A 13,091-nucleotide genomic window follows, 5' to 3' on the forward strand; every position below is an offset into this window, starting at 1 on the left:
AACCACTTGCGCTTCCGATCTCTCGTTAGCGGGAGGCGAATTCTACAGCGTTACACGCTGCTGTCAACACCTCTTTTTCTCCGCTTTCGATCGAGAAGACCGAACCGTCGAAAGCGCCAGAAAAACCGGCATTTCCAACTCCCTCCAGGCTTCGATGAGCTGAAGCAATTCGCTTTCGAAACCTACTTAACTCATTGAATCTCAAGGAGTTTTCCGTTTCGACTGCGCCGGAAGTGGGGCGAATTATAGAGACTCAGAATCTGCCGTCAACCCTTAATTTTGCTTTTCTTTCAATAACTTGCAGACAGGCCAAAAAATGTCCGACTCTCTATATAGAAGAAGGATCCACCCCCCTCTATATAGAGAGAGAAGATTCAGAGCACGCCATCCTCTTTCATCGCAGCCACCGCCCCCGCTCCCAGACCCAGCACCCGCTGCAAAACCTCCAGCGTATGTTCGCCCAACAAAGGAGGCGCACGACGATACTCGACAGGTGTCCGAGACAACCGAATCGGACTGGCCACCTGCGGCACCATCCCTGCCAACGCATGAGGCAGCTTAATCGCCAACCCGCGAGATTTCACCTGTGGATCCTCGAACACCTGCGACAGATCATTGATCGGCCCACACGGCACCCCCGCCTGCTCCAGCTGAGCCACCCACTCGGCGGTCGTCTTGAAAACTGTCGCCTGACGGATCAACGGAATCAGCACCGCCCGATTCGCTACACGCAGCTTATTGGTCGCGAAACGCGGATCGTCCGCCCACTGCGGCTGCCCCGCCACTTCGGCGAATTTGCGGAACTGCCCGTCATTACCCACCGTGAGAATGAAGTCACCATCAGCCGTAGGAAAGTCCTGGTACGGCACGATATTCGGATGCGCATTGCCCAGCCGCTTTGGCGCATTGCCCGTCGTCAGGTAGTTCATCGCCTGGTTAGCCAGACATGCCACCTGCACATCCAGCAGCGCCATATCAATGTGCTGACCGCCACCATCGTGATCACGGTGAGCCAGTGCCGCCAGGATCGCCACGGTCGAATACAGACCGGTCAGAATATCCGTGAGCGCCACACCCACCTTCACCGGCCCGGCACCCTCATCACCTTCAGGTCGCCCGGTCAGACTCATCAGCCCGCCGAGACCCTGGATCATGAAGTCATAGCCTGCGCGCTTCGCATACGGCCCGGTCTGACCGAAACCAGTGATCGAGCAATAAATCAGATCCGGATTGATCGCCTTCAGCGACTCATAGTCCAGACCATAAGCCGCCAGTCCACCGACCTTGAAGTTCTCGATCAGGATGTCGGACTTGGCTGCCAGCTCCCGCACAAGCTTCTGACCTTCAGGACGCGTGAAATCAATCGTCACCGATTGCTTGTTGCGGTTGGCCGACAGGTAATACGCTGCCTCCGACGTATTCTCGCCATAAGCGTCTTTCAGGAAGGGCGGCCCCCAGGCGCGAGTGTCGTCACCGTTGCCCGGGCGCTCGACCTTGATCACTTCCGCCCCAAGGTCGGCCAGGATCTGCCCGGCCCATGGGCCGGCCAGCACACGCGATAAATCCAGTACCCGCAGATGCGACAGCGCGCCCATGGTCGCTCTCCTGTTAATAGAACGCCTGCAGGCCGGTCTGCGCACGACCGAGGATCAGCGCGTGGACGTCGTGAGTACCTTCATAAGTATTCACCACTTCCAGGTTGACCAAGTGACGGGCCACACCGAATTCATCGGAAATGCCGTTGCCGCCCAGCATGTCACGCGCCATGCGAGCGATTTCGAGAGACTTGCCGCAAGAGTTACGCTTCATGATCGAAGTGATTTCAACCGCAGCAGTGCCTTCGTCCTTCATGCGACCCAGACGCAGGCAGCCTTGCAGTGCCAGAGTGATTTCGGTCTGCATGTCGGCCAGCTTCTTCTGGATCAACTGAGTAGCGGCCAGTGGACGACCGAACTGTTGACGATCCAGGGTGTACTGGCGAGCGGTGTGCCAGCAGAACTCGGCCGCGCCCAGCGCGCCCCAGGAGATGCCATAACGTGCAGAATTGAGGCAGGTGAACGGACCTTTCAGACCACGCACGTCCGGGAAGATGTTCTCTTCCGGTACGAACACGTTATCCATGACGATCTCGCCAGTGATCGATGCCCGCAGGCCGACCTTGCCATGAATCGCCGGAGCACTCAGGCCTTTCCAGCCCTTCTCCAGCACGAAACCGCGGATGTCCCCAGCGTCGTCCTTGGCCCAGACCACGAACACATCGGCGATCGGGCTGTTGGTGATCCACATCTTGGCGCCCGTCAGGCTGTAGCCGCCTTCGACTTTGCGTGCACGCGTAATCATCGCGCCCGGGTCTGAACCGTGGTTCGGCTCGGTCAGACCGAAGCAACCGATCCACTCGCCGGAAGCCAGTTTCGGCAAGTACTTCTGTTTCTGTGCTTCGGTACCGAATTCATTGATCGGCACCATCACCAGCGAAGACTGCACGCTCATCATCGAACGATAGCCAGAGTCGACACGCTCGACCTCACGGGCAATCAGGCCGTAGCTGACGTAGTTGAGGCCGCTGCCACCGTACTGTTCGGGAATGGTCGCACCCAACAGGCCGACCTCACCCATTTCACGGAAGATTGCCGGATCGGTCTTCTCATGGCGGAAGGCTTCGAGCACGCGTGGCGCGAGGCTCTGCTGGGCGAATTGCTCGGCAGTGTCGCGGATCATGCGTTCTTCTTCAGTCAGCTGTTGATCCAGCAGCAGTGGATCGATCCAGTTGAAGCTAGCTTTACCGCCCATGAGTGATTCCTCGCAAATCGGGTGAATTAACGTGGCATTGATCCTAGGCCCGCTTCGCCATCCCGGCAAACGAGGATTTCGCATCCTGTTGTGCTAATTTCTCACTCCGAAACGTCGCCAAGTGCCTTATATGCGGCGTATTAGTGAGGTTGACGTACATGCGCCGCAAGATACCCAGCACCACCGCCCTGATCAGCTTCGAGGCAGCCGCTCGTCACGAGAGCTTTACCAAGGCCGCCGAAGAACTTTCCCTCACCCAAGGCGCCATTTGCCGACAGATCGCCAGCCTGGAGGACTTCCTCAGCGTTGAACTCTTCCGACGCTCGCGACGCGGAGTGAAGCTGACGGAAGCGGGGCTTTCCTACAGCCGCCGAGTAGCGACCCAACTCGATGCCGTTGAGCGCGACACGCTTTCAGTGATGGGCCAGCAAGGCACCAACGTGATCGAGCTCGCAGTGGTGCCCACTTTCGGCACGCAATGGCTGCTGCCAAGACTCAAGGACTTTCAGCTCAAGCACCCGGAAGTGACGGTCAACCTGACCAACCGCACCCGTCCGTTCCTGTTCGCCGACACCGACTTCGATGCCGCCATCTACTTCGGTGATGCCGACTGGTCGGGGACCGAATCCCACAGACTGATGGGTGAGAATCCGATGCCGGTGTGCAGCCCCGCCCTGCTCGGCAACGAGACGCATCTGACTCCCGATGAAATCGCCGATCTCCCTCTCCTCCAGCAAACCACCCGCCCCTACGCCTGGCGACAGTGGTTCAACTCGCAGCACCTGAACATCCCCCGCGACATGACAGGTCCGCGCTACGAGCTATTCTCCATGCTGGCCCAGGCAGCCATGCATGACATGGGGATCGCGTTGATCCCACCGTTCCTGATCCAGCGCGAATTGGCCGAGAAACGCCTGGTGATAGCCAACCCGAATGCACTTTCCAGCATCAAGGCGTATTACCTGATGATTCCGGAGCGAAAAGTCGAATCTGCATCACTGAAGGCATTTCGCGACTGGCTGGTAAATCAGGCACACAGCTACAACCTAGAAGGATGAAGGCCTTCAGCGATTGCTAACCCCGTAGTCAGGATATTCAAAGCCCTACAGATATAACTATTTGTCGCAAATCGACAGACTGTATCCGAAAGTCGTACAGACGTCCCACAAGCGCCTGCCAGCGTGGCTTTGCGCCCTAATTCGCGACTCATTGCGGCCTATTCACGTCACCGATGAGAAAATTCTTCAAATTCATCCAGACTCCTTGAAAGGCACGGCCTGCAAGGGATTCAACTGGCCATCTGCGACATTCGGTCACGGGATGACTTGTAGTTAATTTTCCGTCACCCGTCATAATCCCTTGAAGGGCATAAACTTCGCCTGCAAAATGCCGCGCCCCGCCCTGATTTGGCGGGATCGTGCTGATCGGCCGCCCCAGTCGCACCATCCGTAGTGCATGGGTTTACTCAATAAGATCACGCAGGAGATTTGACGTGCACATTGGTGTTCCTCTCGAAACCCAGACCGGTGAAACACGGGTTGCTGCAACCCCGGAAACCATTAAAAAGCTGATCAGCCAAGGTCATAAGGTCACTGTGCAAACCGGCGCCGGCGTTAAAGCCAGCGTTGTCGACAGTGCCTATGAAGCGGCAGGCGCAACCATTGGCAGTGCCAATGACGCGTTTGGCGCCGAGCTGATTCTCAAAGTGGTCGCGCCAAGCGATGCCGAACTGACGCTGATCAAGCGCGGCACGGTGCTGGTGGGCATGCTCAACCCGTTCAACAACGACACCATCGCGAAGATGGCCGAGTGCGGGATTACCGCGTTCGCCCTGGAAGCGGCGCCACGTACGTCCCGGGCCCAGAGCCTCGACGTGCTGTCCTCCCAGGCGAACATTGCCGGCTATAAGGCGGTATTGCTGGCCGCTCACTACTACCCGCGTTTCATGCCAATGCTGATGACCGCTGCGGGCACCGTGAAAGCGGCGCGCGTGCTGATTCTGGGGGCTGGTGTGGCCGGGTTGCAGGCGATTGCCACGGCGAAACGTCTGGGTGCCGTCATCGAAGCGTCCGACGTACGTCCGGCCGTGAAGGAACAGATCGAGTCGCTCGGCGCCAAGTTCGTCGACGTGCCTTACGAGACCGATGAAGAACGCGAATGCGCGGTCGGCGTCGGTGGTTACGCACGCCCGATGCCGGCGAGCTGGATGCAGCGTCAGGCCCAGGCCGTGCACGAGCGCGCCAAGCAGGCTGACATCGTCATCACCACCGCACTGATCCCGGGCCGCAAGGCACCGGTGCTGTTGAGCGCGGACACCGTGGCGCAGATGAAACCCGGCTCGGTGGTCATCGACCTCGCTGCTGCCCAGGGTGGCAACTGCCCGCTGACCGTTGCCGATCAGGTCGTGATCGAGAATGGCGTGACCATCGTCGGCCCGACCAACCTCGCCGGTGAAGTCGCCGCCGACGCCTCGGCGCTGTACGCACGCAACCTGCTGGACTTCCTGAAGCTGGTATTCACCAAAGAAGGCCAGTTCGAAGTGAACCTCGAAGACGACATCGTCGCCGCGTGCCTGATGTGCCGCGACGGCCAAGTCATCCGCAAAAACGCCTAAGCAGGGATTCAGACGATGGAAGAGCTTATCTCCCCCGGTATCTACAACCTGATCATCTTCGTGCTGGCGATTTATGTCGGTTACCACGTGGTCTGGAACGTTACACCCGCATTGCACACGCCGCTGATGGCAGTGACCAACGCCATTTCGGCGATCGTGATCGTCGGCGCCATGCTGGCTGCTGCCCTGACCGTCACCCCGCTGGGCAAGACCATGGGCACCCTCGCCGTGGCACTGGCCGCAGTCAACGTGTTCGGTGGCTTCCTGGTCACTCGCCGCATGCTTGAGATGTTCAAGAAGAAAGCCCCGAAAGCAAAAGAAGAGGCGCCTAAGTAATGAGCATGAACCTCGTCACGACGCTCTACCTGATCGCGTCGATCTGCTTCATCCAGGCCCTCAAAGGCCTGTCGCACCCGACCACGTCGCGCCGCGGCAACCTGTTCGGCATGCTCGGCATGGCGTTGGCGATCCTGACCACCATCGGCCTCATCTATAAGCTCGGGGCTGAGCTGGCCACCGCCGGCATCGGCTATGTGATCGTCGGCCTGCTGATCGGCGGCACCGCCGGTTCGATCATGGCCAAGCGCGTTGAAATGACCAAGATGCCGGAACTGGTTGCGTTCATGCACAGCATGATCGGTCTGGCAGCGGTGTTCATCGCCATTGCTGCGGTGGTCGAGCCGCAGTCGCTGGGCATCGTCAAGCAACTGGGCGACTCGATCCCGGCGGGTAACCGTCTGGAGCTGTTCCTCGGCGCGGCCATTGGTGCAATCACCTTCTCCGGTTCGGTGATCGCATTCGGCAAGCTGTCGGGCAAGTACAAGTTCCGCCTATTCCAGGGTGCACCGGTACAGTTCAGTGGTCAGCACAAGCTGAACGCCGTGCTGGGTCTGGCGACGCTGATCCTCGGCATCACCTTCATGCTCACCGGCAACCTCGCCGCGTTCGCACTGATGCTGGCCCTGGCGTTCGTCATGGGCGTGCTGATCATCATCCCGATCGGCGGCGCCGACATGCCGGTGGTGGTGTCGATGCTCAACAGCTATTCCGGCTGGGCGGCGGCAGGTATCGGCTTCTCGCTGAACAACTCGATGCTGATCATTGCCGGCTCCCTGGTGGGTTCGAGCGGTGCGATCCTCTCGTACATCATGTGCAAGGCGATGAACCGTTCCTTCTTTAATGTACTGCTCGGCGGTTTCGGCAATACCGCGGACGCCGGTCCTGCCGGTGAGAAGGAAGCCCGTCCGGTGAAATCCGGCTCGGCTGACGACGCAACCTTCCTGCTGACCAACGCAGACACCGTGATCATCGTTCCGGGTTACGGTCTGGCGGTGGCCCGTGCACAGCACGCATTGAAAGAGCTGACCGAGAAGCTGACCCACCACGGCGTGACCGTGAAGTACGCGATCCACCCGGTGGCCGGTCGGATGCCTGGCCACATGAACGTACTGCTGGCCGAGGCCGAAGTGCCGTACGACCAGGTGTTCGAGATGGAAGACATCAACTCCGAATTCGGTCAGGCCGACGTGGTACTGGTGCTCGGCGCCAACGACGTGGTCAACCCGGCCGCCAAGAACGATCCGAAATCGCCGATCGCCGGCATGCCGATCCTCGAAGCGTTCAAGGCCAAGACCATCATCGTCAACAAGCGCTCGATGGCCAGCGGCTATGCCGGTCTGGACAACGAACTGTTCTACCTGGACAAGACCATGATGGTGTTCGGCGACGCGAAGAAAGTCATCGAAGACATGGTCAAAGCGGTCGAGTAAATCGCTCGCTGCCGTACCGGACGCCCCGACTTGTCGGGGCGTTTTTGTTTGCAAAAACCGTCGGACAATTTGCCGCGTTGTTGCAGATCCGGTAACGGTGTTTTACTTGAAACCCGCTAAATAGACGCCTCGTTTGCGACCTTGGTAGCGGGACAGGCGCCCGCGAAATTCACTAGACTGCGCATCCTGCTACTCGCTGCCCGAGAAAATAATCCATGTACCGTGACCGTATTCGCCTGCCTTCGTTGTTGGATAAAGTGATGAGCGCCGCCGACGCCGCTGCGCTGATTGAGGACGGCATGACCGTCGGCATGAGCGGCTTCACCCGTGCCGGCGAAGCCAAGGCCGTTCCCCATGCACTGGCCGAGCGAGCTAAGGTCACGCCGCTGAAGATCAGCCTGATGACCGGTGCCAGCCTGGGCAACGACCTCGACAAACAACTGACTGAGGCCGGCGTCCTGTCCCGGCGCATGCCGTTCCAGGTCGACAGCACCCTGCGCAAGGCGATCAACGCCGGCGAAGTGATGTTCATCGACCAGCACCTGTCGGAAACCGTCGAACAACTGCGCAACCAGCAATTGAAGCTGCCGGACATCGCAGTGATCGAAGCCGTGGCCATCACCGAACAGGGTCACATTGTGCCGACCACTTCGGTGGGCAACTCGGCAAGCTTCGCGATCTTCGCCAAACACGTGATCGTCGAGATCAACCTGGCGCACAACACCAACCTCGAAGGTCTGCATGACATCTATATCCCGACCTACCGCCCGACCCGCACGCCAATTCCGCTGGTAAAAGTTGACGACCGCATCGGCAGCACCGCGATCCCGATTCCGCCGGAGAAGATTGTCGCCATCGTCATCACCCAGCAGTCGGATTCGCCGTCCACCGTCTCGTCGCCGGATGTCGACACCAAAGCCATCGCCGATCACTTGATCACCTTCCTCAAGCAGGAAGTCGATGCCGGACGCATGACCAACAAGCTCGGCCCGCTGCAGGCCGGGATCGGCAACATTGCCAACGCGGTGATGTGCGGGTTGATTGATTCGCCGTTCGAAGACCTGACCATGTACTCCGAAGTGCTGCAGGACTCGACCTTCGACCTGATCGACGCCGGCAAGCTGAGCTTCGCCTCGGGCAGTTCGATCACCCTGTCGGAGCGGCGCAACAGCGACGTGTTCGGCAACCTGGAAAAGTACAAGGACAAACTGGTGCTGCGCCCGCAGGAGATCTCGAACCATCCGGAAGTGGTTCGTCGCCTGGGCATCATCGGCATCAACACGGCCCTTGAGTTCGACATCTACGGCAACGTCAACTCCACTCACGTCTGCGGCACGCGGATGATGAACGGGATTGGCGGCTCGGGCGACTTCGCACGCAACGCGCACCTGGCGGTGTTCGTGACCAAGTCGATTGCCAAGGGCGGCGCGATTTCCAGCGTGGTGCCGATGGTCAGCCACGTCGACCACACCGAGCATGACGTCGACATCCTGGTGACAGAGGTAGGCCTGGCCGACCTGCGTGGCCTGGCGCCACGGGAACGCGCCCGGGTCATCATCGACAACTGCGTGCACCCGGACTACCGCCAGGCGCTGAATGATTACTTCGACAAAGCCTGCGCCATCGGCGGCCACACCCCGCACATTCTGCGTGAGGCCCTGAGCTGGCACATCAATCTGGAAGAAACCGGGCACATGCTGAAGGCTTGATTCGCACAGATATTCCGCTGGCGCAAACACAGTTTCGCCAGCGGAAATTTGAAAATCTCCAATCTCGTCAAAAACTGTACTGCTGTACCGGTCTTTTCCTACGGCTTTTGCCTACTCGCATCATCGAATCGAGCAAAAATGCACCAAATAGGCGCAGACAGGTACAGTTTGCGCGATTTTGACCCGTACACCCCCTATAAACAGTTAACTGGTCACTCACAATACAAGTGAACTGTATCTAGAGAGTCTGGCCAAACGAGAGGATCATGGGCACCAGTTAAACCACTACCTGATCCCGCCACAAGCGGAAGGATGTCAACCATGGAACGTACACTCAGTTCCGAACTGTTCTTCGAAGACAAAGCTGCAAAAACCCAGGCTTCCCTGCCTCTGCGCGTTATCGCCAACCTGATGTTGTGGCAGCGCCGCATCTCCAGCCGCCACCAACTGGCTCGTCTGGACTCGCGTCTGCTGGCTGACGCCGGTATCAGCGAAGCACAACGCTACGAAGAGCTCAGCAAGCCGTTCTGGCGCTAAGTAGCGTCGCTGGCTCTGGTCACCAGACCCACCGCCAGCAACCCGAATTGAACAAACAAGACCCGTCGCGGGAAACCGCGACGGGTCTTGTCGTTTTGGGGTCGGAAAACATGCGATACAGGTGCCTGTATCGCAGACAGGTACAGTTTCGATGAAACCAAAACTGAACCAGTACAATTTTGCCGCGGTGTATCTGCCGTGCTCACTGCATTCAGCTCAACATGACCTTCCGCTCCCGCAGACTTAAGGAAGACGTCATGAATCACTTACAGGATGTTTCAGCAGTTACGATCGATCGCTCTCCCCGCTACGGTCTTCTACGGCGGCTATTCAAAGGCTTCTGGCAAGGCCTGGAGCGCGCCAGGACAAGGCGCCTGCTGGCTCAACTCGATGGGCGGGATCTCGCCGATCTCGGCCTCAGCCACGCGGATCGACTGAACGAACTGGAGAAACCCTTCTGGCGCTAGCATTTTGCCCTCTGTGCGAAACCTCCCACACAGGCCTAATATCCGGGCAGAACGTGGCGAATGCCGTGCGACTGGCGTCTGACTCCCCAGACACCAAGCCACCTCTCAATACGAAATTTCCAGAGGAGTTACACCATGTCCCGTCTTCGCCTGCTCAGCGCTGCCGCCCTGCTGGCCGTGGCTGCCAATGCCAGCGCCACCAGCTTCATCGTGACCACCGACGCCGTTGTTGGCGCGCTGAAGTCCTCTTCGGACGCGACTTCCGACGTCAGCTCTTCGCTGCGTGACAACAAAGTCGTGATCGCTGCCCGTGACGACGCTGCCAGCTTCGTTGCCAGCGAAGGCCAGATTCGCGGCGTGAAACTGGAAAGTGCCCTGGACCTTATCCGCCATCAGGCTCCGCAATTGAATGCAACCGACGCACAACTGGCACAAGCCATCCTGGCGATCTGATCCGATGTTGCTGGAAGGGACACGCCAGCCGTGTCCCGATGTTTCGCCGCTGGCTCTGGACCGGGCATTGCGCTAGCCTTGGGGCTCGCTAACAGCTCCTGAGACCCATGCGTTTTTATCAAAATCTGCTTATCCCTTCTGTTCTGCTCACTGCCTGCTGGGCGACCTCGGTCGATGCCTTTGATGTCTCGACGCAAAACACCGTCGTCAGCGGTTACGCCACCAGCATGGTGTCTTCCGCGCCTTTCGACCGTAAACTGTTGTTCGCCGCCCACGACGATGCCGCGGCATTCGTTGCCAGTGACGGCCAATTGCGAGGCGCCCAGCTGGAATCCGCACTGCATTACCTGCGTAAATCCCGGCCAAAACTTCATGTAAGCGACCTTGAACTGGCACAGGCAATTCTCGTCCAATAGTTATTCTTGTCCCCTCCGGAGTCGTTCCATGCGTAGCCCGCTGATTGCTGCCGCCCTTGGCCTGCTGTTGTTGGCCGATATGGCCCAGGCGCACACCCTGGTAGCCACCAGTAACATCATCGTTCGTGCCTCCCAGCGCACCATCGATTTCACGTCCGACACCACCACGTCGATCCGCGATTCGAAAATCATCCGCGAAGCCCACGACGACGCCGCCAGCTTCGTCGCCAGCAACGGTGATATCCGTGGCGCGCACCTGGAAGCCGCCCTCGACACCTTGCGCACCCGCGTGCCGGAAGCCCGCGACGCAAGTGACCAGGTACTCGCCGAAGCCATCCTCGCATTGTGAAATCTCTCAGCGCCTGGCTGCTGGCCGGGGCGCTGCTGCTGATCGGCAGCAACGCCCACGCCAGCCTGCAACTGCGGCTCAAGACCGAGGGTCTGAGCCCCGCCCAACAACAGGCCAGTCAGGCGCTGCTCGATGAAGCAATGCAGAAACTGCCGCCCAGCTTCATCGAACGTCTGGATCGACGTATCGATGTCGGCTGGACCGACGAGATGCCCGACAATGCCTACGGTGAGGCGGCTCTTGTTTCCGAGCTGGACCTGAACCGCAAACTGCTCGCCAGTCTCACCGACGGCAGCGCAGCCAAACAAAAGACCAGTCGCCCCCACGGCACTGTGCGGCAGGAATTGCTGGCCACGGTGCTGCACGAAATCACCCACATTTACGACCGCGCACGCCTGTGGCCAGCCGCCGAACGCACGCTGATCCAGCGCTGCACCCGCCGCAACAACAGTGCCGGACTGATCGGCCTGCCGGACGAGTGCCGGGGCCAGAACGACCGGCGCTTCACCCTCAGCGATGACCCGCGCCTGCTCGACCTCGCCGGCTGGCAGCAATACGTCGGTCGCCGTGGCGAACGTGAACAGCACAACCGGCAGATCGCCCGCAGCCCGGACCTGTACGAGATCTCCAGTCCGAAGGAATTCGTCGCGGTCAACATGGAGTATTTCCTCCTCGACCCGAGCTACGCCTGCCGCCGCCCGGCGCTGTACCGCTATTACAAGGAACACTTCGGCTGGGCGCCGCCGGAAAAGGACACCTGCGCCAAATCCTTCGCGTTCCTGAATGCCGGCAATGACTTTGCCAAGCAACCACTGGGGCAGGTCGATCCAGAACGTGTCTACGCCATCGACTACCTGCTGGCCGAAGCGAATCAGAACTGGGTCAGCCGCTGGGGACACAGCATGTTGCGCCTGGTGATCTGCGCACCGGGCCGGCCACGCGGGCCGGACTGCCGACTGGATCTGGACCAGCATCTGGTGCTGTCCTACCGCGCATTCGTCGGCGATGTGCAGCTGTCGAGCTGGGACGGACTGGTCGGCAAATACCCGTCGCGCCTGTTTGTCCTGCCGTTGGCCCAAGTGATCGACGAGTACACCAAGACCGAACTGCGCAGCCTCGCCTCGGTGCCGCTGAACCTGTCGCGCAGCGAGATCGAAGACGTGGTCGAACACGCCGCCGAAATGCACTGGAGCTACGACGGCAACTACTTCTTCCTGTCCAACAACTGTGCGGTGGAGAGCCTGAAACTGCTGCGCAGCGGCAGCAACAACTCGCAGCTTGTCGGCCTCGACAGCATCATGCCCAACGGCCTTCTAGAAGTGCTCAAGGGCCGGGGCCTGGCGGACACCAGCGTGCTGGACAACCCCAAAGAGGCGTTGCGTCTGGGGTATCGTTTCGACTCGTTCCGCGATCGTTATCAGGCAATGTTTGATGTGCTGAAAAAGCAATTGCCGATCAAGCAGACCAGCGTCGAGGAATGGCTGTCGCTGTCTGCCGAAGAGCGGCGGCCATGGTTCGAACGCGCGGACCTGCGCACCAGCGCTGCGTTGCTGTTGTTGGAGCAGGCAAGCTTCCGGCGCCAGTTGCTGCTGGCCCAGGATGAGGTAAAGCAACGCTACCTCGGCGCCCGGGAGCTGGAAAACGGCGGTATGGATAAAGCCAACGCGACGCTGCAGCAGATCCTCGCCAACAGCGGCTTCCTCAGCCGCCCGGCGGAACTGCTCGATTCTCGTGGTTACGGCCTGCCGCAACCTAGCGAATTCAGCCGGCTGGAAGCCGAAAGCAGCCAGCGCCAGAAACAGCTACTGGTGCTGAGCGGTGATCTGGACAAGGAAGTGCGTGCACTACTGGAGCCCAAGCGAGCCGCAGAGATTGCCGCCAACGAGGCCAACGTGAAGCAGATCGGCGAGCATTTACGCAAACTGCACAAAGCCTCGGGTGGCCTGGAACTGCCCTGAAAACAACGGCCCTGAAAAACAAAAGACCG

At 59.5% G+C, this 13,091-nt stretch carries 13 protein-coding genes; 11 read left to right on the plus strand and 2 right to left on the minus strand.

The window, feature by feature from the left end; all coding sequences use genetic code 11:
- Positions 1–374 precede the first annotated feature (374 nt).
- Together AC07NR_RS09675 and AC07NR_RS09680 are read right to left on the minus strand one after the other, a co-directional pair.
- Positions 375–1,595, minus strand: coding sequence for a CaiB/BaiF CoA transferase family protein (locus AC07NR_RS09675; RefSeq protein ID WP_495078477.1), 1,221 nt, complete (start codon positions 1,593–1,595; stop codon positions 375–377).
- Positions 1,596–1,608: 13 nt separating this feature from the next.
- Positions 1,609–2,790, minus strand: coding sequence for an acyl-CoA dehydrogenase (locus AC07NR_RS09680; protein WP_064379316.1), 1,182 nt, complete (start codon positions 2,788–2,790; stop codon positions 1,609–1,611).
- 158 nt (positions 2,791–2,948) lie between these two features.
- On the opposite strand from AC07NR_RS09680, the gene AC07NR_RS09685 reads away from it, so the two are divergent.
- From AC07NR_RS09685 to AC07NR_RS09735, 11 genes are all read left to right on the plus strand, one after another.
- Positions 2,949–3,848 carry a LysR family transcriptional regulator gene (locus tag AC07NR_RS09685; protein ID WP_495078478.1) on the plus strand — a complete coding sequence of 300 codons (900 nt, stop codon included), beginning with the start codon at positions 2,949–2,951 and terminating at the stop codon, positions 3,846–3,848.
- A 434-nt stretch (positions 3,849–4,282) separates the two neighbouring features.
- On the plus strand, positions 4,283–5,404 hold the full coding sequence (locus AC07NR_RS09690) for a Re/Si-specific NAD(P)(+) transhydrogenase subunit alpha (protein WP_114880919.1): 1,122 nt from the start codon (positions 4,283–4,285) through the stop codon (positions 5,402–5,404).
- Between the two features lie 15 nt (positions 5,405–5,419).
- On the plus strand, positions 5,420–5,740 hold the full coding sequence (locus AC07NR_RS09695; RefSeq protein WP_003220416.1) for an NAD(P) transhydrogenase subunit alpha part 2: 321 nt from the start codon (positions 5,420–5,422) through the stop codon (positions 5,738–5,740).
- On the plus strand, positions 5,740–7,173 hold the full coding sequence (locus AC07NR_RS09700) for an NAD(P)(+) transhydrogenase (Re/Si-specific) subunit beta (protein ID WP_134828664.1): 1,434 nt from the start codon (positions 5,740–5,742) through the stop codon (positions 7,171–7,173). Before AC07NR_RS09695 ends, AC07NR_RS09700 begins: the two co-directional genes overlap by 1 nt.
- A 215-nt stretch (positions 7,174–7,388) precedes the next feature.
- On the plus strand, positions 7,389–8,882 hold the full coding sequence (gene scpC / locus AC07NR_RS09705) for a succinyl-CoA:acetate CoA-transferase ScpC (protein ID WP_495078479.1): 1,494 nt from the start codon (positions 7,389–7,391) through the stop codon (positions 8,880–8,882).
- A 321-nt stretch (positions 8,883–9,203) separates the two neighbouring features.
- Complete coding sequence (locus AC07NR_RS09710) at positions 9,204–9,419, plus strand: DUF1127 domain-containing protein (RefSeq protein ID WP_003220409.1); 216 nt, start codon at positions 9,204–9,206, stop codon at positions 9,417–9,419.
- Between the two features lie 257 nt (positions 9,420–9,676).
- On the plus strand, positions 9,677–9,886 hold the full coding sequence (locus AC07NR_RS09715) for a DUF1127 domain-containing protein (protein WP_248740267.1): 210 nt from the start codon (positions 9,677–9,679) through the stop codon (positions 9,884–9,886).
- A 135-nt stretch (positions 9,887–10,021) separates the two neighbouring features.
- Complete coding sequence (locus tag AC07NR_RS09720; RefSeq protein WP_085713004.1) at positions 10,022–10,339, plus strand: DUF2388 domain-containing protein; 318 nt, start codon at positions 10,022–10,024, stop codon at positions 10,337–10,339.
- 107 nt (positions 10,340–10,446) lie between these two features.
- Positions 10,447–10,755, plus strand: a complete 309-nt coding sequence (locus AC07NR_RS09725; protein WP_134828660.1) for a DUF2388 domain-containing protein — start codon at positions 10,447–10,449, stop codon at positions 10,753–10,755.
- A gap of 28 nt (positions 10,756–10,783) precedes the next feature.
- On the plus strand, positions 10,784–11,104 hold the full coding sequence (locus AC07NR_RS09730; RefSeq protein WP_248740268.1) for a DUF2388 domain-containing protein: 321 nt from the start codon (positions 10,784–10,786) through the stop codon (positions 11,102–11,104).
- On the plus strand, positions 11,101–13,062 hold the full coding sequence (locus AC07NR_RS09735) for a DUF7844 domain-containing protein (protein ID WP_134828659.1): 1,962 nt from the start codon (positions 11,101–11,103) through the stop codon (positions 13,060–13,062). Before AC07NR_RS09730 ends, AC07NR_RS09735 begins: the two co-directional genes overlap by 4 nt.
- Positions 13,063–13,091: the final 29 nt, after the last annotated feature.

Source organism: Pseudomonas sp. GW821-FHT09C09, assembly GCF_059418105.1.